Source organism: Qipengyuania sp. HL-TH1 (genome assembly GCF_036365825.1).
Taxonomy (GTDB): Bacteria; Pseudomonadota; Alphaproteobacteria; order Sphingomonadales; family Sphingomonadaceae; genus Qipengyuania; species Qipengyuania profunda.
The window spans coordinates 2,568,949-2,590,424 of sequence record NZ_CP142675.1 but is presented as its reverse complement, the minus strand read 5'-3'; the positions used below and the strand labels follow the sequence as shown (position 1 = coordinate 2,590,424).

General features: G+C 66.1%; 20 protein-coding genes. 13 read left to right on the top strand and 7 right to left on the bottom strand.

Annotated features, from left to right (window positions below; translation table 11 throughout):
* The first annotated feature begins 94 nt into the window (after window positions 1–94).
* The 6 genes from VWN43_RS13280 to VWN43_RS13255 all read left to right on the top strand — a co-directional run bounded on the left by VWN43_RS13280 (window position 95) and on the right by VWN43_RS13255 (window position 5,400).
* On the top strand, window positions 95–1,276 hold the full coding sequence (locus VWN43_RS13280; protein WP_320181431.1) for an isovaleryl-CoA dehydrogenase: 1,182 nt from the start codon (window positions 95–97) through the stop codon (window positions 1,274–1,276).
* Entirely contained in the window at window positions 1,273–1,578 is a 306-nt protein-coding gene (locus tag VWN43_RS13275; protein ID WP_320181432.1) for an alkylphosphonate utilization protein, read from the top strand. The genes VWN43_RS13280 and VWN43_RS13275 overlap by 4 nt, the downstream gene beginning before the upstream one ends.
* Before the next feature lie 10 nt (window positions 1,579–1,588).
* A complete protein-coding gene (locus VWN43_RS13270) occupies window positions 1,589–3,199 on the top strand; it encodes a carboxyl transferase domain-containing protein (RefSeq protein ID WP_320181433.1) in 1,611 nt (536 codons plus the stop codon).
* Window positions 3,200–3,273: 74 nt separating this feature from the next.
* Window positions 3,274–3,900 (top strand): 1-acyl-sn-glycerol-3-phosphate acyltransferase, encoded by a 627-nt coding sequence (locus VWN43_RS13265; protein ID WP_320181434.1) that lies wholly within the window; start codon window positions 3,274–3,276, stop codon window positions 3,898–3,900.
* Entirely contained in the window at window positions 3,897–4,700 is an 804-nt protein-coding gene (locus tag VWN43_RS13260; protein WP_320181435.1) for a DUF1295 domain-containing protein, read from the top strand. Before VWN43_RS13265 ends, VWN43_RS13260 begins: the two co-directional genes overlap by 4 nt.
* A 73-nt stretch (window positions 4,701–4,773) precedes the next feature.
* Window positions 4,774–5,400, top strand: coding sequence for a hypothetical protein (locus VWN43_RS13255; RefSeq protein ID WP_320181436.1), 627 nt, complete (start codon window positions 4,774–4,776; stop codon window positions 5,398–5,400).
* Here the strand turns inward: VWN43_RS13255 and VWN43_RS13250 are convergent, their stop codons facing one another.
* Together VWN43_RS13250 and gyrB are read right to left on the bottom strand one after the other, a co-directional pair.
* Window positions 5,401–6,495, bottom strand: a complete 1,095-nt coding sequence (locus VWN43_RS13250) for an AI-2E family transporter (RefSeq protein WP_320181437.1) — start codon at window positions 6,493–6,495, stop codon at window positions 5,401–5,403.
* 4 nt (window positions 6,496–6,499) lie between these two features.
* Entirely contained in the window at window positions 6,500–9,022 is a 2,523-nt protein-coding gene (gene gyrB, locus VWN43_RS13245) for a DNA topoisomerase (ATP-hydrolyzing) subunit B (protein ID WP_320181438.1), read from the bottom strand.
* A 128-nt stretch (window positions 9,023–9,150) separates the two neighbouring features.
* Between gyrB and VWN43_RS13240 the strand changes: the two genes are divergently transcribed.
* The 3 genes from VWN43_RS13240 to VWN43_RS13230 are packed head-to-tail and all read left to right on the top strand — an operon-like array spanning window position 9,151 to window position 12,820.
* Window positions 9,151–10,536: an L-serine ammonia-lyase gene (locus VWN43_RS13240; RefSeq protein WP_320181439.1), complete on the top strand. Its 1,386-nt coding sequence runs from the start codon at window positions 9,151–9,153 to the stop codon at window positions 10,534–10,536.
* Complete coding sequence (locus VWN43_RS13235; protein WP_320181440.1) at window positions 10,530–11,234, top strand: ZIP family metal transporter; 705 nt, start codon at window positions 10,530–10,532, stop codon at window positions 11,232–11,234. The genes VWN43_RS13240 and VWN43_RS13235 overlap by 7 nt, the downstream gene beginning before the upstream one ends.
* Window positions 11,235–11,266: 32 nt before the next feature.
* Complete coding sequence (locus tag VWN43_RS13230; RefSeq protein WP_320181441.1) at window positions 11,267–12,820, top strand: class I adenylate-forming enzyme family protein; 1,554 nt, start codon at window positions 11,267–11,269, stop codon at window positions 12,818–12,820.
* 396 nt (window positions 12,821–13,216) lie between these two features.
* Here VWN43_RS13230 and VWN43_RS13225 read toward each other — a convergent pair whose 3' ends face one another.
* Window positions 13,217–13,522 carry a UrcA family protein gene (locus VWN43_RS13225; RefSeq protein ID WP_253521556.1) on the bottom strand — a complete coding sequence of 102 codons (306 nt, stop codon included), beginning with the start codon at window positions 13,520–13,522 and terminating at the stop codon, window positions 13,217–13,219.
* A 210-nt stretch (window positions 13,523–13,732) separates the two neighbouring features.
* On the opposite strand from VWN43_RS13225, the gene guaA reads away from it, so the two are divergent.
* The 4 genes from guaA to VWN43_RS13205 all read left to right on the top strand — a co-directional run bounded on the left by guaA (window position 13,733) and on the right by VWN43_RS13205 (window position 18,196).
* Complete coding sequence (gene guaA / locus VWN43_RS13220) at window positions 13,733–15,307, top strand: glutamine-hydrolyzing GMP synthase (RefSeq protein WP_320181442.1); 1,575 nt, start codon at window positions 13,733–13,735, stop codon at window positions 15,305–15,307.
* 80 nt (window positions 15,308–15,387) lie between these two features.
* Window positions 15,388–16,161 carry a DMT family transporter gene (locus tag VWN43_RS13215; RefSeq protein ID WP_330767543.1) on the top strand — a complete coding sequence of 258 codons (774 nt, stop codon included), beginning with the start codon at window positions 15,388–15,390 and terminating at the stop codon, window positions 16,159–16,161.
* 3 nt (window positions 16,162–16,164) lie between these two features.
* Complete coding sequence (locus VWN43_RS13210) at window positions 16,165–16,866, top strand: endonuclease III domain-containing protein (RefSeq protein ID WP_320181444.1); 702 nt, start codon at window positions 16,165–16,167, stop codon at window positions 16,864–16,866.
* 37 nt (window positions 16,867–16,903) lie between these two features.
* Window positions 16,904–18,196 carry an NRAMP family divalent metal transporter gene (locus VWN43_RS13205; protein WP_320181445.1) on the top strand — a complete coding sequence of 431 codons (1,293 nt, stop codon included), beginning with the start codon at window positions 16,904–16,906 and terminating at the stop codon, window positions 18,194–18,196.
* Here VWN43_RS13205 and VWN43_RS13200 read toward each other — a convergent pair.
* The 4 genes from VWN43_RS13200 to VWN43_RS13185 form a co-directional block, all read right to left on the bottom strand.
* Complete coding sequence (locus tag VWN43_RS13200) at window positions 18,193–19,158, bottom strand: oxidoreductase (protein WP_320181446.1); 966 nt, start codon at window positions 19,156–19,158, stop codon at window positions 18,193–18,195. The genes VWN43_RS13205 and VWN43_RS13200 overlap by 4 nt on opposite strands.
* Before the next feature lie 65 nt (window positions 19,159–19,223).
* Window positions 19,224–19,634 carry a hypothetical protein gene (locus tag VWN43_RS13195; protein ID WP_320181447.1) on the bottom strand — a complete coding sequence of 137 codons (411 nt, stop codon included), beginning with the start codon at window positions 19,632–19,634 and terminating at the stop codon, window positions 19,224–19,226.
* A gap of 73 nt (window positions 19,635–19,707) precedes the next feature.
* Complete coding sequence (gene tldD / locus VWN43_RS13190) at window positions 19,708–21,129, bottom strand: metalloprotease TldD (RefSeq protein WP_320181448.1); 1,422 nt, start codon at window positions 21,127–21,129, stop codon at window positions 19,708–19,710.
* Between the two features lie 40 nt (window positions 21,130–21,169).
* Window positions 21,170–21,430: a zinc-finger domain-containing protein gene (locus VWN43_RS13185; protein WP_253521574.1), complete on the bottom strand. Its 261-nt coding sequence runs from the start codon at window positions 21,428–21,430 to the stop codon at window positions 21,170–21,172.
* Window positions 21,431–21,476: the final 46 nt, after the last annotated feature.

The following is a 21,476-nucleotide window of genomic DNA, read 5'->3' as shown; positions in this document are numbered from 1 at the left end:
AGGGTAAAGCCAGCCTATTCGGTTTGCCCCGTGCTGCGTGCTCGGCTATCGGCCCGCCCGCAGCCGAATTTTCGCGAGCCCCCAAGGAGAGAGCATGCGCGCGACCCCCGATTTCGATTTCCAGCTTGGCGAAAGCGCCGAGATGATCCGCGACAGCGTAGCCCGCTTCGCCGATGAACAGATCGCCCCGCTGGCCGAGAAGATCGACCGCGAGGATTATTTCCCTCGCGCCGAGCTGTGGGAGCAGATGGGCGAGCTGGGCCTGCACGGCATCACTGTGAGCGAAGAAGATGGCGGGCTCGGTCTCGGCTATCTCGAACACGTCATCGCGGTCGAGGAAGTCAGCCGGGCCTCGGCCTCGCTCGGCCTCAGCTACGGCGCGCATTCCAACCTCTGCGTCAACCAGATCCGCCGCTGGGGCAATGCCGCGCAGAAAGCCAAGTATCTCGCCCCGCTGGTCAGCGGCGAACATGTCGGCAGTCTCGCCATGTCCGAAGTCTCGGCGGGTTCGGACGTGGTATCGATGAAGTTGAAGGCCGAAGCCGCCTCGCGCGACGGCGTGGACGGCTACATTCTCAACGGGACAAAGTTCTGGATCACCAATGCGCCCTATGCCGATACGCTGGTGGTCTATGCCAAGACCGACGGCAGCGCTGGTTCGCGCGGGATCACCGCCTTCCTGATCGAGAAGGACGATGCGGGTTTCTCCATCGGCCAGAAGATCGAGAAGGTCGGCATGCGCGGGTCGCCCACCGCCGAACTGGTGTTCGACGATTGCTTCGTGCCCGAAGACCGCGTGATGGGGCCGCTCAATGGCGGCGTCGGCGTGCTGATGAGCGGGCTGGACTACGAGCGCGTGGTCCTGTCGGGCATCCAGCTGGGCATCATGCAGGCCTGTCTCGACACGGTCATTCCCTACCTGCGCGAGCGCAAGCAGTTCGGCAAACCGATCGGCAGCTTTCAGCTGATGCAGGCCAAGGTGGCGGATATGTATGTCGCGCTGCAAACCGCCCGCGCCTATACCTATGCGGTCGCCAAGGCCTGCGATGCCGACCAGACGACGCGCTTCGATGCCGCGGGCGTGATCCTCTATTCGAGCGAGAGCGCCTTCCGTGTGGCCGCCGAAAGCGTCCAGGCACTGGGCGGGGCAGGCTACACGCTCGACTGGCCGGTCGAACGCTATATGCGCGATGCCAAGCTGCTCGATATCGGCGCGGGCACCAATGAAATCCGCCGCATGCTGATCGGCCGCGAGCTGATCGGGGCGGCGGGGTGAGCGCCGACGAAGACTATGTCTATGACGAGGACAGCGGCGAATGGATGCCCGCGTCCGAGCTCGCGGCAAAGCAGGCTGCCGCGAACCGCGTCGAAGTACGCGATGCGGTGGGCAATGTGCTGTCCGACGGCGACCAGGTGACGCTGATCAAGGATCTGGACGTCAAGGGCGCGGGCCAGACGCTCAAGCAGGGTACGCTGATCAAATCGATCCGCCTGACCGGCGACCCACAGGAAATCGACTGCAAATATCCCGGCATCAAGGGCCTCGTCCTGCGTGCCGAGTTTGTGAAGAAGCGCTAGGGCCAGACGAATGACCGCACCCGTTCTTACCTCGACGCTCGACCGCGAGGCACCTGATGCGAAGGCTCGCTTCGAACACAATAGGGAGCTTGCCGAGGAACTGCGTTCGGCCGTCGCCGCAGCTGCGCTTGGCGGGTCCGAAGGCAGCCGCGAGCGGCATGTCGGGCGGGGCAAGCTGCTCCCGCGCGAGCGGGTGGAGCGCCTGCTCGACCCGGGCAGTCCCTTTCTCGAAATCGGGCAGCTGGCCGCGAACGGGATGTACGGCAAAGACGAAATCAACGGCGCGGGGCTGATTTGCGGGATCGGGCGCGTGTCGGGCCGCCAGGTGATGATCGTGTGCAACGATGCCACCGTGAAGGGCGGCACCTACTACCCGATGACGGTCAAGAAGCACCTGCGCGCGCAGGAGATCGCGCAAGAGAACCGCCTGCCGTGTATCTATCTCGTCGACAGCGGCGGGGCGAACCTGCCGCACCAGGCGGAGGTCTTCCCCGACCGGGACCATTTCGGGCGCATCTTCTTCAACCAGGCGAACATGTCCGCGCTGGGCATTCCGCAGATCGCCTGCGTGATGGGCAGCTGCACCGCGGGCGGGGCCTATGTCCCGGCGATGTCCGACGAGACGGTGATCGTGCGCGAACAGGGCACGATCTTCCTTGCCGGTCCGCCGCTGGTGAAGGCCGCGACGGGCGAGGAAATCAGCGCCGAGGACCTCGGCGGCGGCGACCTCCATGCGCGCAAGTCGGGCGTGGTCGATCATTTGGCCGAAAATGACGAACACGCGCTGACCATCGTGCGCGATATCGTCAGCCATCTGGGCGACAATCACGCCGCCGCACGGGCCATCACGACACAGGATCCGCGCGCGCCGAAATTCGATGCCGAGGACCTCTATGCGCTGGTGCCTGACGATGTCCGCGCGCCTTATGACGTGCACGAGGTCATCGCGCGGCTGGTCGACGGCAGCGAGTTCCACGAGTTCAAGCAGCATTACGGCAGCACGCTGGTGTGCGGGTTCGCGCATATCTGGGGCATGCCGGTGGCGATCCTCGCCAACAACGGCGTGCTGTTCTCCGAAAGCGCGCAGAAGGGCGCGCATTTCATCGAACTCGCATGCCAGCGCGGTATCCCGCTGCTCTTCCTGCAGAACATCTCGGGCTTTATGGTCGGGGGCAAATACGAGGCCGAAGGCATCGCCAAGCATGGCGCCAAGCTCGTCACCGCGGTCGCCACTGCCAGTGTGCCCAAGCTCACCGTAGTCATCGGCGGCAGCTTCGGCGCGGGCAATTACGGCATGTGCGGCCGCGCCTATTCCCCGCGCTTCCTGTTCACCTGGCCCAATGCGCGCATCTCGGTGATGGGCGGCGAACAGGCCGCCTCGGTGCTCGCCACCGTTCACCGCGACGCCGATAGCTGGACGGCGGAACAGGCCGAGGAATTCAAGGCCCCGATCCGCCAGAAATACGAGGATGAAGGCAATCCCTATTACGCCACCGCACGGCTATGGGACGACGGCGTGATCGACCCGGTGCAGACGCGCGACGTGCTCGGGCTGGCGCTGGCCGCGACGCTCGAAGCGCCAATCCCCGAGCATCCGCAATTCGGTGTGTTCCGCATGTAATCGGCGGGAAAACCGCTGCATCCCTATCGCTTTCCCTCGCGTAGCTGCTAGGTCGGATCACCGGGGAGAGTGAAGTGTCGTTAGCCAGGCCGCGCCGCAAGCGTTCGATCCTGTCGCGTATCGTGCGGCGGATCATTCTGGCGATCTATCGCTGGCGCGGATGGACGCTCGACGGGCATCTGCCGGACATCCCCAAATTCGTTATCGCTGGCGCTCCGCATACGTCCAATTGGGATTTCGTTTTCTTTACCGGCGCCACCGCCGCAGAGGGGATCGAACCCGCCTTCATGGGCAAGCACACGCTGTTCAAGGGCGTAATGCGCAATTTCATGCTCGATATGGGCGGCATTCCGATCGACCGGACGCAGCGCGCCAATGTGGTCGAGCAGGTCGCGGACGAATTTGCGCGCCGGGACCGGCTCGCGCTGGTGATCGCGGCGGAGGGCACGCGCAGTTCCAGAGGCGAATGGAAATCGGGGTTCTACAATATCGCCCGCGCCGCCAATGTGCCGATTGTTCCCGCCTGGGTGTGCAACACGCGCCGGATCGTCGGCTTCGGACCGGCGATCATTCCGAGTGCGAATTATGGTGAGACACTGCTGGAAATCGCGCGTTTCATGCGCGGCAAGCTGCCCGAGTTCGAGCGCTTCAAGGTGCTCGAACGCCAGGCGCTGCAACTGATCGAGGAGAATGGGACATGATCGTCGAAGCACTGCTGGCCAATGCGGCGATCCTGCTCGGTATGGCGATCATCCTATGGGTGGTCGCGGTGCAGATCGACGATGTCAGCTTTGTCGATGCCTATTGGGGCGGCGGCATGGCCTTGATGGCATTCGTCAGCTGGCTGCGGCTGTACGAACCCGGCCCGCTGGCCACGTTGCTGATGGCGATGGCGGTGATCTGGGGCCTGCGGCTGTGCCTCCATCTGATGCTACGCTGGCGGCGCGAGGGCGAGGACAAGCGTTACGCGCGCATCCTCGCGAAGGACCGCGCGAAGGGGCGTTTCGCGCTGGCCGCCCTGACCAAGGTGTTTCTGGGTCAGTCGGTGCTGCTGTTCATCGTTTCGAGCCCCGCGCAATACGGCATTCTCGAGGCCAATTGGATGGTGCCGATCAGCGGGCTGGCACTGATCGGCTTGGCGCTGTGGACGGTGGGCATCCTCTTCGAATGGGTCGGCGACTGGCAGCTCGCCCGGTTCAAGGCCAATCCCGCGAATGCAGGCAAGGTGATGGACCGCGGCCTGTGGCGCTATACGCGCCACCCCAATTACTTCGGCGACGCCTGCGTCTGGTGGGGCATCTGGATCGCTGCCGCATCGGCCGGCTGGTGGGTCGCCGCCGCCACGGTGATCGGGCCGCTGTTCCTGACCTTCACGCTGACCAGATGGTCGGGGGGTCCGCTGCTCGAACGCGGCATGAAAAGCTCGCGTCCCGGCTATGACGATTACAAGGCGCGAACCTCTGCCTTCTTCCCGCTCCCGCCCAAGAAATCCTCGGGCTGATCCCGCAGGGGGTTTAACCCGCGCCCTTGCGCCCCTATTTGCGGCGCAGGACGAGAGGGGAGCGCGCGCAAGCGTGAGCGAGAACGAAATCGACGAACTGCGCAGCCGCTTCGCGCGCGAGGCGATGGCGTTGATGGAGCGCACCGGCGAGGAAGTATCTCGGGCGCGGCTGGCCGCCGAACTCGGCGTTGCGCGGGCGCGGGTCGATTCGGTCTTTCCCGGGGATGGCGATCTGTTCGAGGCGATTACCGCCGAATGGTTCGCGCCCAAGCTGCGGGTGATGGACGAGGTGATGGCCTCCGACTTGCCGCCCCCGCGCAAGATGTACGAATTCTTCGCGCGCCGGTTCATCCTGCTGCGGCAGAACTTCCGCGACGATCCCGCAACCTTCAACCTCTATGTCGAGATGGGCGAACGCTATTTCGACTACGCCCGCAGCTATATCGATCTCGGCGACCACTACCTGTGCGAACTGATCGCCGAAGCGCAGGCCGACGGTTACCTCGAGGGGCTAGAGGTCGACACCGCGATGTCGATCATCAACCAGATGGTGAATTGCTATCTGCAGCCCTACATGATCGCCATGATCGACGACCGGCTGACCGAAGAGAAGCTGGCCCTGATCGTGGGCGCGATCTTCGGTGGTCTCGATGCAAAGGATGGCGGCGCGCGCGGAACGAACGACATCCGCGCGGCGTAATCAAGCCGCTTCGTTCGGCTCCGTCGGGGCGACTGGGGGTTCGCGCTGTTCGGCGAAAATGCCCCAGGCGGCGAGGAACAGGCCGCAGACCAGCGGGCCGACCACGATCCCCGACAGCCCCATGAGCGCGATGCCGCCAAGCGTCGTCACGAGGATCAGCCAGTCGGGAATACCGGTATCGCGGCCGACCAGGATCGGGCGCAGGACATTGTCCGCCATCCCGATCAGCGCGACACCCGAGATAATCACCACCACGCCTTCCCACAGCGCGCCGGTGGCGAGCAGGTAGATCGCGGCGGGCACCCAGACGATCGCCGGGCCGAGCGCGGGAAGCAGCGAGGCGATCGCCATGATCACGCCGAGCAGCAGCACCGAGGGAAGGCCGACGATCCAGAAGGTCAGCGCCCCCAGCGCGCCCTGCACCAGCCCGACCACGACCGATCCCTTGATCGTCGCGCGCACGATGGTGAGGAAGCGTTCGGCCAGCCGGTTGGCGACCTGCCGCTCCATCGGCAGCGCGGCGATGATCGCCCGGCCGATTGCGCGTCCGTCGCGCAGCAGGAAAAAGCCGACATACAGCGCGATTGCGAAGGACAGGACGAACCCGAACACGCTTCCGCCCAAGGCGATCGCCTGGGTCGCGATCAGGCCGAGACTCGCCTGCACAAACGCGGTCGCGCGAGCCTGTACCTCGCCGAAATCGCCAAAGCCTGCGCTGTCGAGCGAAGCCTGGATATTGGTCGGGAGTGCGGCGAATATCTGTGCGAAATACATCGATACGTCGATATTGCCTTCGCGGAAGGCGACATAGAGGCCGGCCGCCTCCTCGACCACCGCACTGCCAATCCACAGCGCCGGAAGCACCACCGCGAACAGGATCACCACGAGGCTGGCCAATGCCGCCTGCGTTTCTTTGTCGGGCCGCCGCACGAGGAACCAGCGGTAAAGCGGCTGGAACATGATGGCCGCCAGCGCCGCCCACAGCATCGGGGTGAGGAATGGCAGAACCACCGCCAGCAGCGCAAGCGAGACCAAACCGAGAAAGAGCAGGAAACCGCCCCGCTCGGTCGCCGATGTCGACTGCCCCCCGCCCACCGCGTCAGACGTCCAGATTGGCCACGTTGAGCGCGTTGTTCTGGATGAACTCGCGGCGCGGTTCGACCACATCGCCCATCAGGCGGGTGAAAATCTCGTCGGTGACGTCGGCATCCTCGACCTTGACCTGCAGCAGCGCGCGATTGTCCGGATCGAGCGTGGTTTCCCACAATTGCTCGGCGTTCATTTCGCCCAAACCCTTGTAGCGCTGGATCTTCTGGCCCTTGCGGCCGGCCGCCATGACCGTCTCGAGCAGCTGGGTGGGCAGGGTGATCGCATCATCGGCAAGGATCGGTGCGTCCTCCTCGACATCGCTGCTGTCGACCTCTTCCGCCGGCTCCGCGGCACCGCTGCGGACGAGCCGCACGGGCGAAGTGTAGACGTCGGCGAAATCCTGCGCGATGCGGTGGAGCTTGCGCGCTTCGGCGCTGTCGAGGAAGGCCGGGTCGATCTCGTGGACGTCGGTCACTCCGCGCCAGATGCGGTTGAGACGGACCTTGCCGTCTTCGCCGATGTCGGCGCTCCAGCGCGCTTCGGGATCGCCCATCTGCAGATGGGCGGCGGCGCGGTCGAGCGCCGAGCGGCGGTCGCCATCAGGTTCGAATGCGCCCGCCAGCGCCATCGCCTCGATCAGGTCGGTCTTGTACTTGCGCGGGACGAAGCCGAGCATATTGCGCATCCGCAAACCATGGTCGACCAGCGCTTCGAGTTCGCCGCCGGCGTGGGTCGATCCGCTCTGCGATTCGAGCATGCGCCCGTCGAGGCCCTGCGCGATCAGATAGCGATCATAGGCGGCCTGGTCCTTGAGATAGACTTCGCTCTTGCCGCGGGCGACCTTGTACAGCGGCGGCTGCGCGATGAAGAGGTGCCCGGCCTTGACGATCTCGGGCATCTGCCGGTGGAAGAAGGTCAGCAGCAGCGTGCGGATATGCGCGCCGTCGACGTCGGCGTCGGTCATGATCACGATCTTGTGATAGCGCAGCTTCTCGAGATCGAATTCGTCGCGCAGCCCGGTGCCCATCGCCTGGATCAGCGTGCCCACTTCCTTTGAGGAAATGATCCGGTCGAAGCGCGCGCGCTCGACATTGAGGATCTTGCCCTTGAGCGGCAGGATCGCCTGCGTCTTACGGTCACGGCCCTGCTTGGCGCTGCCCCCTGCCGAATCGCCCTCGACCAGGAAGAGTTCGCAGTTCGCGGGGTTGCGGTCCTGGCAGTCGGCCAGCTTGCCCGGCAACGAGGCGATGCTCATCGCGCCCTTGCGGCTCATTTCGCGCGCGCGGCGGGCCGCTTCGCGGGCGGCGGCGGCGTCGATCACCTTCTGGATGATCGCCTTGGCTTCGGCGGGGTTTTCCTCCAGCCATTCGCTCATCTTCTCGCCCATCAGGCTTTCGAGCGGCGAACGCACTTCGGAACTGACCAGCTTGTCCTTGGTCTGCGAGGAGAACTTGGGATCGGGCAGCTTGACCGAAACGATCGCGGTCAGGCCTTCGCGCATGTCCTCGCCCGACAGCGAGACCTTCTCCTTCTTCAGCATCCCGCTGGCGCTGGCGTAATTGTTCAGCGTGCGCGTCAGTGCGGTGCGGAACGCGGCGAGGTGGGTGCCGCCATCGCGCTGCGGGATGTTGTTGGTGAAGGTGAGGACGTTTTCGTAATAGCTGTCGTTCCACTCGAGCGAAACGTCGATGCCGATGCCGTCCTTTTCCGCGCTCACCGCGATCGGTTCGGCGACCAGCGGCTGCTTGTTGCGGTCGAGATATTTGACGAAGGCGGCAATCCCGCCTTCGTAGAACAGGTCGTGTTCCTGCGCTTCCTCGTGGCGCTTGTCGCGCAGCAGGATCCGCACGCCCGAATTGAGAAAGGCGAGCTCGCGGTAGCGGTGCTCGAGCTTTTCGAAGTCGAATTCGATCACGTTCTTGAAGGTATTTTCGGACGCCTTGAAGGTGACGCGCGTGCCCTTCTTGAAGCCGTCCTCGTCGGGGTTCTGTTCGACCCGCGGGGCATCGCCCACGACGCGCAGGCTTGCGACCGCATCGCCATGCTCGAAGCGCATCCAGTGTTCCTTGCCGTCGCGCCAGATCGTCAGTTCGAGCCATTCGGACAGCGCGTTGACCACCGACACGCCCACGCCGTGGAGGCCGCCCGACACCTTGTAGGCATTGTCGTCGCTGGTGTTTTCGAACTTACCGCCCGCGTGAAGCTGGGTCATGATGACCTCGGCCGCGGAGACGCCTTCGCCCTTGTGCATGTCGACCGGGATGCCGCGGCCATTGTCTTCGACCGAGACCGAGCCATCGGCATTGAGCTCGATCAGGACGAGGTCGCAATGCCCCGCCAGCGCTTCGTCGATGGCGTTGTCCGAGACCTCGAACACCATGTGGTGGAGGCCCGATCCGTCATCGGTATCGCCAATATACATGCCGGGCCGCTTGCGGACCGCGTCGAGGCCCTTGAGGACCTTGATCGAATCTGCGCCATAACCGGGTTTCTTCGGCGCTTCGGCGCCCGTGTTTTCAGGGGTTTCGTCCATAGTGAGCATATAGGCGTTCGAAGGCGGATTTCCAAAGTTTCGCGGGCGATTTTACCCACAGATTGCCGCTGCCCCGGTTTCGACTGCAACCGGTTGATTTCGAAGCGGCGAAGGCGCATCTCGCGGCCATGCTATCGGTGCTCGACATCTTCCGGATCGGGATCGGTCCTTCCTCCTCGCACACGGTCGGGCCGATGCGGATCGCGCGCACCTTCGTGCGGGCGCTGGCCAAGTCGGGCAAGCTCGACAGGACGGCGCGTGTCACGGTGGAATTGCAGGGTTCGCTCGCGCTGACCGGCGTCGGACATGGCACGCTCGATGCGAGCATTCTCGGCCTGATCGGCTTCGCGCCCGACACGACCTGTCCCGACGACGCCGCGGCCGCGCTCAAGCGGGTGCGCGAGGATCGGCGGCTGGTGCTGGGGGGCAAACGCGAGATCGCTTTCGACCCGGCGGCCGATATCGATCTTGCCGGGGATATCATTCCCGACCTGCATCCCAACGGGATGAAGCTGGCGGCCTTCGATGCGGCCGGGGAGCGGTTGTCCCAGCGGACCTATTATTCGACCGGTGGCGGTTTCGTCGCCTCCGAAGCGCAATTGCAGCGCAAGCCCAAGGACGACCGGATCAATACGGGCACGCGGGTGCCGCATGATTTCGGTTCGGCCGAGGAATTGCTGGCCGCCTGCGCGCAGACCGGCCTGCCGATCGCCGAGCTGATCCTCGCCAATGAAGACGCTTTCCGCCCGCGCGAGCAAACGCTCGAGGGGATCGACCGGGTCGCCGCCGCGATGGACCAGTGCATCGATCGCGGCCTGCACCAGCGCGGTATCCTGCCCGGCGGGCTCAAGGTGGCGCGGCGCGCGCCCGACCTGTGGGACAAGCTGTCCGCCAACCCGCAATCGAACGAGCGCGAGCAATTGTTCGACTGGCTCAATTGCTACGCCATGGCCGTCAACGAGGAGAACGCCGCCGGGGGCCGCGTCGTCACCGCGCCGACCAATGGCGCTGCGGGGATCATCCCCGCGGTCATCCGCTTCTACTGCACGACCACGGGTGACGGCCCATGCCGCGACAGCCGCCGTACCTTCCTGCTGACCGCCGGCGCGATCGGGCTGCTCTACAAGCAGCGCGCGAGCATTTCGGGCGCCGAAATGGGCTGCCAGGGCGAAGTGGGCGTGGCCTGTTCGATGGCTGCCGGGGGGCTGGCGGCGCTGTGGGGGGCCTCGCCCGCGCAAGTCGCCTGTGCGGCGGAGATCGGGATGGAGCATAATCTTGGCCTGACCTGCGATCCGGTCGGCGGGCTGGTCCAGGTGCCCTGTATCGAGCGCAATGCGATCGGCGCGGTCAAGGCGGTCAATGCCGCACGGCTCGCACTGCACCGGACCGAGGCGGAGACCTGTGTCAGCCTCGACCAGGTGATCGAAACGATGCGCCAGACCGGTCTCGACATGTCCTCGAAATACAAGGAAACGAGCCAGGGCGGGCTCGCGGTCAATGTGATCGAATGCTGATGCTGCTCGTCGTGGTGCTGGTGGTTTCGGGCGCTTTGGTCGCCGGGGCGGCATGGGGCATATACGGCAAGCTCCCCACCCGCGTCGAAGGGTTCCTCGTCGCGCTGGCCGGCGGCGCGCTGCTGCTGTCGGTGACGAGCGAATTGATCGAACCCTCGATCGCCAAGAGCAGCGTGTTCCACGCGATGCTCGGCGTGGGGGCCGGGGCGATCGTCTTTGCCGTGGCGGACTATCTGATCGACGAAAAATGGGGTTCGAATAGCGGCGGCGGCCTGCTGGCGGCGATCACGCTCGACGGGATCCCCGAGAATCTTGCGCTGGGTGTCGCGCTGATCGGTGCAGGCGGGATGGAAGTTGCCGCGCTTGCGGGATCGATCCTGCTGTCCAACCTGCCCGAAGCCGCGGGCGGCGCGCGCGCCATGACCGCCGATGGGCGCTCCAAAGGCACCGTGATGCTGCTGTGGATCGGCACCGCAGCGTTGCTCGCGCTCGCCGCAATTATCGGCAATCTCGCGCTGGCCGGGGTCGGCGAAGGCACGCTGGCAGTCATCCGCTGCTTTGCCGCCGGCGCAGTGGTCGCGAGCCTGGCGACCGAAGTCTTCCCGCAGGCGTTCCGCGAGGATCGCCACTGGGCGGGGGTTGCCACCGCGCTGGGCGTCATTCTCGCCTTTTCGCTAAGCAGCCTCGCTGGCAGCTAGACAGCGCCGCGCGCCGCGATAGGGTGCGCCGCATGGGAGAGACACAAAGAGCAGCGCTGGCCGAAACTTTCGGCAGCTTTCCGCACATCATCGCCGCCAATGCCGCCGCGCTGGACAGCCAGATCGCGATGCGCGACGACGAGGGCGAGCTGAGCTGGGCCGCGCTTGGCGACCGGGTCGAGCGGATCGCCGCGCGGCTCGTCGCAGACGGGCTGGAGCGGGGGCAGGCGGTGGCGATCCTCGGCTATTCCTCGATCCCCTATGCGCTGGTGTTCCTCGCCGCGGTGCGCGCGGGCGGGGTGGCCGCGCCGCTGACCACCAGTGCCAGTCCCGACCAATTGGCAGGCATGGCGCGCGATTCGGGCGCGCAGCATATCTTCATCGACCGCGCAAAGCTGGCGGAACTGGGCGAGGATTGCTTCCCGAGCATGACGCGGATCGTGCTCGACGAGCAGCTCGCTGAGTGGATGGCGCCCGCAGGCGCGCAGGCGCCCGAATTCCAGCCGCAGCCGTGCGATCCCTTCAACATCATCTATTCTTCGGGCACGACCGGCGTCCCCAAGGGCATCGTCCATTCGCACCAGATGCGCTGGCGGCAATTTGCCAGCACGGCATCGAGCTGGCTGGAGGGCGGCCTGCCCGTCCGTACGCTCGCCTCGACGCCGCTCTATTCGAATACCACCATGGTTGCGTTCCTGCCGCCACTGCTGGCGGGCGGGACGGTGCGCGTGATGCGCAAGTTCGATGCCCTGCGCTGGCTCGAATATGCGCAGGCGGACCGGACCACCGCGACCATGCTGGTCCCGGTCCAGTACCGGCGGTTGATGGAAGAGCCGCGCTTCGACGAATTCGACCTGTCCGCCATGCAGCTCAAATACTGCACTTCGGCGCCTTTCCCGGCGGAATTGAAGCGCGAGGTGCTGGCGCGCATGCCGGGTGCGCTGATCGAGATCTATTCGATGACCGAGGGCGGGGTTGTCTGCCTGCTCGAAGCGCACAAGTTTCCCGACAAGCTGCACACGGTGGGCCGTCCGGCGCCGGGCAGCGAACTCAAGGTGCTCGACGATGCGGATCAGCCGGTCGCGCCGGGTACGCCGGGCAATCTGGTCGGGCGCAGCCAGACGATGATGGCGGGGTACAAGAACCAGCCCGACAAGACGCGCGAGGGCTACTGGACCGACCCGGAAACGGGCGAGGTCTGGCAGCGCATGGGCGATATCGGGCGCGTCGATGCCGACGGCTTCGTCGAACTGGTCGGCCGCGCGAAGGACATGATCATCTCGGGCGGGTTCAATATCTTCCCGGTCGATCTCGAGGATGAATTGTCCAAGGAAGCCGATGTGGTCGAGGCCGCGGTGATCGGCGTGCCCAGCGCGCGCTGGGGCGAAACCCCGGTCGGGTTCGTGACGCTGGCGGAGGATGCGCGCGATTGCGAAGCGATTCGCGAAGCGGTCAATGCGCGGCTCGGCAAAACCCAGCGGCTGGCGCAGCTCCACAGAATCGCGGACATGCCGCGCAGCCATATCGGCAAGCTGCTCAAGACCGATCTGCGCGAAGAGGCTGGCCGTCGCGGCCTGCCCGACTGAGCGGCGGCGCAGCGCTTCGAGACGCGGCGCCGACTTCTTGGGGGAGGGAGAGGAATGTCGGCGGCCGCGTCTCTACTCGCTGCCATATCGCCTCGCCGGTGCGGAGGGCCGGTGGCCGGCCGCCGTGGCGAGGAAGGCCAGAAACGCGGCTGCTTGGGGGGCCGTCGCTTCTGTAAATCGTCCGGGACGGGAGTGTCAGGGTTCACCGTCCGGCTGTGAGGCGTGTAATAATCTTACTCGTCAGCGAACGAAAGTGAGAAAACTTTGAAAGATGTTGCGATTTGCGCAACCAAGCTTTCGCGCCTCTGCCGTCCCGTCTCAAAACGAACGGTGCCGCCAAGACCGAGGTCGTGGCGGCACCGGAATATCCTGCAGTCGCGCTTACAAGAGAGCGGCTTAGCGGGCCTGCGCCAGCTTTGCCGAGGTCTTCAGCGTGATCATCTTGCGCGCCGATGCGACCAGCGAGGCCTTGCAGCGACGATCATAGGAGAAGGCGTTGACCGACAGCGCGTCGGGGTGGGTGCAGGCGGCTTCGGCGGCATCGGCAACGCGCTCGCGCAGGACTTCGACCTGGTCGGGATCGCGCAGGTCGAGGTCGTTGAATGCGACTTCGATGCTGACTTCGCTGCGTTCGGCCTGCGCCGGGGTGTGGACGAGTGCGGCAGCGACGAGGCTGGCGGCGAGAAACTGGTGATACTTCATGAGCGTCTCCTGGGGTAAAGGTTATCGCTCTTCAGGCATCCTCGGCCTTGTTCTTGATCGCGATTGTGCATCGCAACATAAGTGTTCGCAAGTGCAAAATACGCGACGATAGGTTGTAAGCGATGCATCTTCGCCGCGGGGCGCAGGATATGACCGGCAGCAGCGCTGCGAACGCTGGACAGGCGACGCGCGCTGCCCTTATCGGGACCCATGCAGGCAGAACACCTCCCCGATTCCATCCTCATCGTCGATTTCGGCAGCCAGGTCACCCAGCTCATCGCGCGCCGCGTGCGCGAAGCAGGGGTCTATTCCGAGATCGCCCCCTTCACCCAGGCGGAGGAGGCGTTCCACCGGCTCCAGCCCAAGGGCATCATCCTGTCGGGCTCGCCCGCCAGCGTATGCGACGAAGGCAGCCCGCGCGCACCGCAGGTCCTGTTCGACAGCGGCCTGCCGATCCTCGGCATCTGTTATGGCCAGCAGGTGATGACCGAGCAGCTCGGCGGCGAGGTTCGCCCGGGGCATGAAACCGGCGAAGGCGGCGAATTCGGCCGCGCCTATCTCACCGTATCGGAAGAATGCGCGCTGTTCGACGGGCTGTGGCAGACCGGCGAGCGGCACCAGGTGTGGATGAGCCATGGCGACAAGGTCACCCGCTTCGCCCCCGGCTTCGGCATCGTCGCCACCAGCGACGGCGCCCCCTTCGCGGTCATCGCCGACGAGAAGCGCCAGTATTACGGCACGCAATTCCATCCCGAAGTGGTCCACACGCCCGATGGCGGCAAGCTGCTCGCCAATTTCGTGCGCCATGTCTGCGGGCTCGCGGGCGACTGGACCATGGCCGAGTTTCGCCGCACCAAGATCGCGGAAATCCGCGAACAGGTCGGCGATGGCAAGGTCATCTGCGGCCTTTCGGGCGGGGTCGATTCGGCGGTTGCCGCAGTGCTCATCCACGAAGCGATCGGCGACCAGCTGACCTGCGTCTTCGTCGACCACGGGCTGATGCGGATGAACGAGGCCGAGCAGGTCGTCACGCTGTTCCGCGACCATTACAATATCCCGCTCGTGCACGTGAATGCGGAGGAGATGTTCCTCTCCGGTCTCGCGGGCCAGACCGACCCCGAAAAGAAGCGCAAGTTCATCGGCGGCGCCTTCATCGACCTGTTCGAGGCCGAAGCGAAGAGGATCGGCGGCGCCGATTTCCTCGCACAGGGGACGCTTTATCCCGATGTGATCGAAAGCGTCAGCTTCACCGGCGGCCCCTCGGTCACGATCAAGAGCCACCACAATGTCGGCGGCCTGCCCGAACGCATGAACATGAAGCTGGTCGAACCCTTGCGCGAACTGTTCAAGGACGAAGTGCGCGAACTGGGCCGCGAACTGGGCCTGCCCGAAATCTTCGTCGGGCGGCATCCTTTCCCCGGGCCCGGCCTCGCGATCCGCATTCCCGGCGAAGTCACCAAGGAACGCTGCGATATCCTGCGCAAGGCCGATGCGATCTATCTCGAGGAGATCCGCAACGCCGGGCTCTACGATGCGATCTGGCAGGCCTTCGCGGTGCTGCTGCCGGTCAAGACCGTCGGCGTGATGGGCGATGGCCGCACCTATGACAGCGTCTGCGGCCTGCGCGCGGTGACCAGTACCGATGGCATGACCGCCGATATCTATCCCTTCGACAGCGCCTTCCTCAGCCGCGTCGCGACCCGCATCATCAACGAGGTGCAGGGCATCAACCGGGTGGTCTACGACTATACGTCGAAGCCCCCCGGCACGATCGAGTGGGAATAAGCGCGGGAAAACCGCGCGCACCGGCTGCGGCTGCGCGCCCTTTCAGGCTCGCGACGGTTCTGGTCCTCGCCAGCCTGGCGGTGCTGGCCTTTGCCGGCAATTCGCTCATTGCGCGCTATGCGCTTGCCGGAGGGGGGATCACGCCTATCGCCTTCTCGGTGGTCCGGCTGGCGACCGGGGCGATCGTCCTCGCGCCGCTGCTGCTGGGGCGCGGCGGGACATGGAATTACGGGGGTGGGCTCAGCCTGTTCGCCTATGTCGTGATGTTTTCCTGGGCCTATGTCGAGCTGCCCGCGGCGACGGGGGCACTGATCCTGTTCGCCGTCGTCCAGGCGACGATCCTGCTGGCGGGCATGGCGCGCGGCGAACGGGTGGGCTGGCTCGGGTGGACGGGGCTGGTGCTCTCGCTCTCGGGTCTGGCGGTGCTGCTGGTCCCGCAAGTGCAGGGCGGGCGATTGCTGCCGTCCGCATTCATGGCGGTCGCCGGGATCGCGTGGGGTGCCTATACGATGATCGGGCGGGCGTCCGCCGGTGCGGGCCGTTATACGGCGCGCAGCTTTGCCATCGGTGCGATGCTCGCGCTGCCGCTGCTGGCGTTCGACATAACGATGCCCGAAACCCCCGGTCTGCTGCTCGCGATGCTGTCGGGTGCGGTCACCTCGGGGCTCGGCTATGTCATCTGGAACCGTGTTTCCCCTTCGCTGGGACTGGCGACGCTGGCGACTGTCCAGCTGGCCACGCCGCTGGTCGCGGCGCTGGGCGGCATCGCCCTGCTCGACGAACTGGTGACCAGTGAACTGATCGTTGCCGGGGTGCTGATCGTGACCGGCATCGGCCTGACGCTACGGCGCTGACCGATGCTGCCGCTGGGTCCCGATCCGCGCACCGAAACGCTCCGCCGTCTGCAGGCGCTACTGGTCCAGCGGTTCGGGCATATCGAACGCGCGGCCGCGGAATGGCGCCAGCCCGAATGGGTGCTGGTGCAGGGTGTGATCGGCGCGCGGACCAAGTCCGAGGTCTCGAACGCCGCAACCGACCGGCTGCTGCAGCGCTGGGGCAGCTGGGAGGCGGTGGCCACCGCGCCGCTCGCCGACTTGCAGGCCGAACTCGCGACGCAGACCTATCCCAATGTCGCCGCCGAACGCCTGCAGGCGAGCCTTGCGGCGCTCATCGATTTGCGCGGCGCGGTAGACCTCACTCATCTCGCCGAGCTGGACACCGAAGCGGCGATGGACTGGCTCGAACAGCTCCCCGGTGTCGGGCGCAAGATCGCCGCGGGCGTGATGAATGCCAGCACTCTGGACCGGCGCGCCATCGTGCTCGACGGGCATCACACGCGTATTCTCCAGCGGATGGGGCTGGTCCCGCCCAAGGCCGGCACCGCGCGCGCTTTCGCCGCGATCATGCCCGCCATGCCCGAGGACTGGTCGGGCGCGCAGTTCGACGAGCATCACCTGCTGATGAAGAAGCTCGGCCAGACCTGGTGCCGCCCCTCAGTTCCCGACTGCCCCAATTGCCCCGCGCAGGCGCTGTGCGAGACGGGTCGCCGCCGCGCCTGATTGCGGCGCGCGCCAGCTTGCGCCACAAGGGCGGGCAATGAAGCGTATCGGCTCGATCCTCCTGTGGTCCGCAATCGCGGCGGCACTCATCGGGCCGGGCACGGTCACGGCGGCCGCCAGCGCGGGGGCGAACACCGGCGCGGCGCTGCTGTGGGCGCTCCTCTTCTCGGGCATCGCGACCTTCACGCTCCAGGAATTTGCCGGACGGCTGGCAGTGGCGACGGGCGACGATCTGGCGACAGTGCTGCGGCGCCGGTACCCAACCGGGTTTGCACATTTCGCCACGCTGCTGCTGGTCGGCGGCTCGATCCTGCTGGGGTGCGCGGCCTATGAAGCGGGCAATATCCTCGGCGGCGCGGCGGGGGCGATGCTCGCCTTCAACGGGCCGCGGGCAGGCATTACGCTGGGTCTGGCGGCAGCGGCTGCGCTGTTGCTGCTGGCGGGATCGCCGCACAGCGTCGCGCGGCTGATGGCGGTGTTCGTCGCGCTGATGGGAGGCGGCTTCCTGCTCGTCGCGCTGTCGCTGGCGCCGCCCGCCGCCGGGCTGCTGGCGGGTCTCGTCCCGGCACCGGGTTTTGCCGACGATCCCGCTGCGCTGCTCGCGGTGCTGGCATTGGTGGGGACGACGGTGGTCCCCTACAATCTGTTTCTCGGCGCGGCGCTGGCGCGCGGGCAGGGGCTGGGAGACGTGCGCTTCGGCCTCGCGATCTCGGTCGGGCTCGGCGTGGTCATCACTGCGGCGATCCTCGTGGTCGGCACGGCGCTGGCGGGCGAGTTTTCGTTCGCAGCGCTGGGCGATGTGCTGGATGAGCGCGTTGGCGCCTGGGCGCGGACGGGCGCCGGGATCGGGCTGCTGGCGGCAGGCATTTCCTCCGCGGTCACAGCCCCCCTGGCAGCCGCGCTGACGGCGCGCGGGCTGTTCGGCAGAGCGGATGACCCGCGGTGGCAGGCTAGCGGCTGGCGTTTCCGCGCGGTCTGGGGCGCGGTGCTGCTGGTCGGCCTGGGTTTCGGGCTGGCCGAAATCCGCCCCGCTCCGGCCATCCTCGCCGCGCAGGCCTTCAATGGCATATTGCTGCCGCTGGTCGCACTGTTCCTGCTTGCAGCGATGAACGACGCCGGCCTGCTGGGCGAGCGGGTCAACGGCCTGCTGGCAAATGCCTTCGGCCTGCTGGTGGTGGGCGTTGCCGCCATGCTCGGCCTGACCGCGCTGGCGCGCGCTACGGCGACGCTGTTCGGCTTCGATCTGCCCGACCCGGGCCTGATGCTACCCGCCTTTGCCCTGCTCGGCGTGTTCACGGGCCGCGCGGTCATGCGCCGCGCGGCGCTTTAACCGGGGAAGGCGACCCCGGTCAGTTCTTCCGACTTGCGCCACAGCGCTTTTGCCAAATCCTCGTCGCGGATATGCGGCCAGCAGCCGCCCGCGCGCGGGTTTTCGGGATCGACGGGGACCGCGATGTCGCAATCCTCGCAATAGACGCCGCCCTTGCGTTCGAGCAGCGGGGAAACCGCGCACCACACGCTGGTCGACGCGCCTTCCTCGGTCGATTTGAAGGCTTCGTGGACATTGCCTTCCTCGTCATACCAACCCATCGCGCGCTGCTCTTCCATGGTGAGGTGGCGCTGGAGCGGGGTCGCAATTCCGCCGGGGTGGACGGCAAAGGCGCGCACGCCCTGCGCTTCGCCCAGCTTGTCGAGCTGGAGCGCGAACAATGCATTGGCCGACTTGGCCTGCCCATAGGCCAGCCACTTGTCATAGTCGCGGCGCTCGAAATTGGGATCGTCGAGGTCGAGCCCGTTGAGCCGGTGCCCGATCGAGGACAGCGCCACCACCCGCGCACCGCCGTCTGCCAGCAGCAGTGGCCACAGCCGCGCGGCGAGCTGGAAATGGCCCAGATGGTTGGTCGCGAATTGCATTTCGTAGCCACGCGCATCGCGCGCCAGCGGACTGGCCATGATCGCGGCATTGTTGATGAGGATGTCGATGGCCGCGGTTTCCTCGGCGACAGCTTCCGCAAAGGCATCGATCGAGGCGGGATCGGACAGGTCGAGCGGCAGGATGGCGATATCGCCGCTCACCCCTTCGAGGACATCCTCGGCCTGGTCGGGTCGCCGCGCGCCGACGATTACCTGCGCTCCGGCCCCGGCCAGTGCGTGGACGGTTTCGGTGCCGATGCCCGAATAGCCCCCGGTGACGACCACGGTCTTGCCCGCCAGATCCACGCCCTCGACCACTTCGCGCGCGGTGGAGCGATAGCCGAAGGGCGAATTCACGGGGGCTTGCGGGCTGGTCATCTGGCTCTCCTCGAAAAAAGAGAGCTATGCCCCCCGGATAACGGGCTGGCTACCCTTGGGGGCGATCAGCCCTCGGCGTCGACCTTCGCATAGGGGATGAACTCGTCGAGGAAGATCACCCCGCTGAGGAAGCCGCCGGTGCGGCTGACCAGTTCGATCTGGTCGGTGCGGCACAGGCTGGTGGCGCTGAAGCGCTTGATCACCATCACTTCGCTCTCGTCGATGCTCTCGGGATTGCGCGTGTAATTGACCCAGATGGTGTTGCCGTCGCGATAGGTCAGCGCGGTGCCGTCGATCTGGTTGATATTGCGGCTGCCGATGGTGCGGATGCAGTCGCGCGGTTCGCCCGCGACGCGGCCTTCGAGCAGTTTGGCGAGTTCGGCCTCACCGCGGGTCATTTCCTCGGTTTCGTCGGCCTGGACGGGCGCGGCAAGCAGGCCGAGCGCGGCAGTGGCAATGGCAAGCGGCTTGAACATGGCGAGTCTCCTGATGAGCGGCGGATACTGTATCACACCGCCTGAACCTGCGCTGAGTTGACGCGCGCGTGGGTCAACCGGTTCCGCCCACGGTGATGCCGTCGACCAGCAGGGTCGGCTGGCCGACGCCCGCGGGCACGCTCTGCCCGCCCTTGCCGCACATGCCGACGCCTTCATCCAGCGCCATGTCGTTGCCGATGCCGCGCACCTTGGTCAGCACGGTCGGGCCGTCGCCGATCAGCGTCGCACCCTTGATCGGCGCGACCACCTTGCCCTTCTCGACCTTGTAGGCCTCGGTGCAGGCGAAGACGAACTTGCCGCTGACGATATCGACCTGCCCGCCGCCGAAGCTGGTGGCATAGATGCCGTCGTCGACGCGGCTCAGCAATTCCTCGGGATCGTCGCTGCCGCCTTGCATGAAGGTGTTGGTCATGCGCGGCATGGGGGCATGTTCATAGGATTGGCGGCGCCCGTTGCCGGTCGCTTCGACGCCCATCAGGCGGGCATTGAGGCGATCCTGCATATAGCCCTTGAGGATGCCGTCTTCGATCAGCACGGTCTCGCGGGTCGGTGTGCCTTCGTCGTCAATGCTCAGCGATCCGCGGCGATCGGTCATGCTGCCATCGTCGATCACGGTGACGCCGGGGGCGGCGACACGTTCGCCGATGCGTCCGGCGAAGGCGCTGGTGCCCTTGCGGTTGAAATCGCCCTCGAGCCCGTGGCCGACCGCTTCGTGCAGCAGTACGCCGGGCCAGCCGGGGCCGAGCAGAACGGTCTGTTCGCCCGCCGGGGCGGCAATGCTGTCGAGATTGACCAGCGCCTGGCGGACCGCTTCGTCGACCGCGCGCATCCAGCGCCCTTCGTCGAACAGATCGTCGTAGAGATAGCGTCCGCCAAATCCGAAACTGCCGGTTTCGCGGCGGCCGTTGGCTTCGGCCACGATGCTGACGTTCAGGCGGACCAGCGGGCGCAGGTCGCGAGCAGTGAACCCGTCGGCGCGGATGATGTCGATCGCGCTCCAGCTGGCCGACAGGCTCGCATTGACCTGCGCCACGCGCGGATCCTTGGCGCGCGCCACCGCGTCGATCTTTTCGAGCAGCGCTACCTTCTCGGCGAAGGGCACGAGGTCGAGCGGGCTGGCATCAGTGTAGAGATGACGGTTGGTCCGCTCGGGCGGTGCGGCATGCGGCGAGGTGGTCGCGTCGAGCAAACGCAGCGTCTCGCCGGCGCGGGCGATCGAGGCGGCGCTGATCTCGTTGGCATGCGCGAAGCCGGTCGTCTCGCCCGACACGCCGCGCAGGCCGAAGCCCGAGTCGCGGCTGTAGTCGGCGGTCTTGAGCCGTCCGTCATCGAAGGCGAAACTCTCGCTCGCCATGAATTGCAGGTAGAGCTCGCCATCGTCGCAGGGGGCCAGCAGGCGCGCGGTGAGCGCCTTGGCTTCCTCGGGATCGAGCTGGTTGTAGAGCAGGGCGTGCGGGTCGGTCGCTGGCGTCATGCACCCTATGTAGGGGCTGGCGCCGGCGAAGGCGAGGGGGTCAGCGGTGACCCGGGTCCGCGCCTTCGGAAATATCCATCAGCTGCGACTGGTCGACCCCGTCGGCGGGCCCGCCTTCGAGGACGAAGCGACGATCGCAATAGCCGCAGTCGACATAGCCATGCTCGTCGATCTCGAGATAGATCTTGGGGTGGCCGAGCGCGGCGGGTTTGTAGTTTGCACCCGTCCTGATGTCGGTCGCGCCGTCGCACCACACGCGCCGCGTGGTGACCTTGGTGATTTCGGGAGGAGGCAGGCTCATGCGCAAGCCGATAATGGGTTTGACGGAGCTGCTCAAGAGCCTAGGT

Bases quoted from the DNA above. Each gene is read 5' to 3' on its own strand.
- gyrB (WP_320181438.1), bottom strand. From the start codon at position 9,022: ATGGACGAAACCCCTGAAAACACGGGCGCCGAAGCGCCGAAGAAACCC.
- VWN43_RS13230 (WP_320181441.1), top strand. From the start codon at position 11,267: ATGGGAGAGACACAAAGAGCAGCGCTGGCCGAAACTTTCGGCAGCTTT.
- VWN43_RS13210 (WP_320181444.1), top strand. From the start codon at position 16,165: ATGCTGCCGCTGGGTCCCGATCCGCGCACCGAAACGCTCCGCCGTCTG.
- VWN43_RS13280 (WP_320181431.1), top strand. From the start codon at position 95: ATGCGCGCGACCCCCGATTTCGATTTCCAGCTTGGCGAAAGCGCCGAG.
- VWN43_RS13270 (WP_320181433.1), top strand. From the start codon at position 1,589: ATGACCGCACCCGTTCTTACCTCGACGCTCGACCGCGAGGCACCTGAT.
- tldD (WP_320181448.1), bottom strand. From the start codon at position 21,129: ATGACGCCAGCGACCGACCCGCACGCCCTGCTCTACAACCAGCTCGAT.
- VWN43_RS13225 (WP_253521556.1), bottom strand. From the start codon at position 13,522: ATGAAGTATCACCAGTTTCTCGCCGCCAGCCTCGTCGCTGCCGCACTC.
- VWN43_RS13260 (WP_320181435.1), top strand. From the start codon at position 3,897: ATGATCGTCGAAGCACTGCTGGCCAATGCGGCGATCCTGCTCGGTATG.
- VWN43_RS13185 (WP_253521574.1), bottom strand. From the start codon at position 21,430: ATGAGCCTGCCTCCTCCCGAAATCACCAAGGTCACCACGCGGCGCGTG.
- VWN43_RS13240 (WP_320181439.1), top strand. From the start codon at position 9,151: ATGCTATCGGTGCTCGACATCTTCCGGATCGGGATCGGTCCTTCCTCC.
- VWN43_RS13200 (WP_320181446.1), bottom strand. From the start codon at position 19,158: ATGACCAGCCCGCAAGCCCCCGTGAATTCGCCCTTCGGCTATCGCTCC.
- VWN43_RS13205 (WP_320181445.1), top strand. From the start codon at position 16,904: ATGAAGCGTATCGGCTCGATCCTCCTGTGGTCCGCAATCGCGGCGGCA.
- VWN43_RS13195 (WP_320181447.1), bottom strand. From the start codon at position 19,634: ATGTTCAAGCCGCTTGCCATTGCCACTGCCGCGCTCGGCCTGCTTGCC.
- guaA (WP_320181442.1), top strand. From the start codon at position 13,733: ATGCAGGCAGAACACCTCCCCGATTCCATCCTCATCGTCGATTTCGGC.
- VWN43_RS13235 (WP_320181440.1), top strand. From the start codon at position 10,530: ATGCTGATGCTGCTCGTCGTGGTGCTGGTGGTTTCGGGCGCTTTGGTC.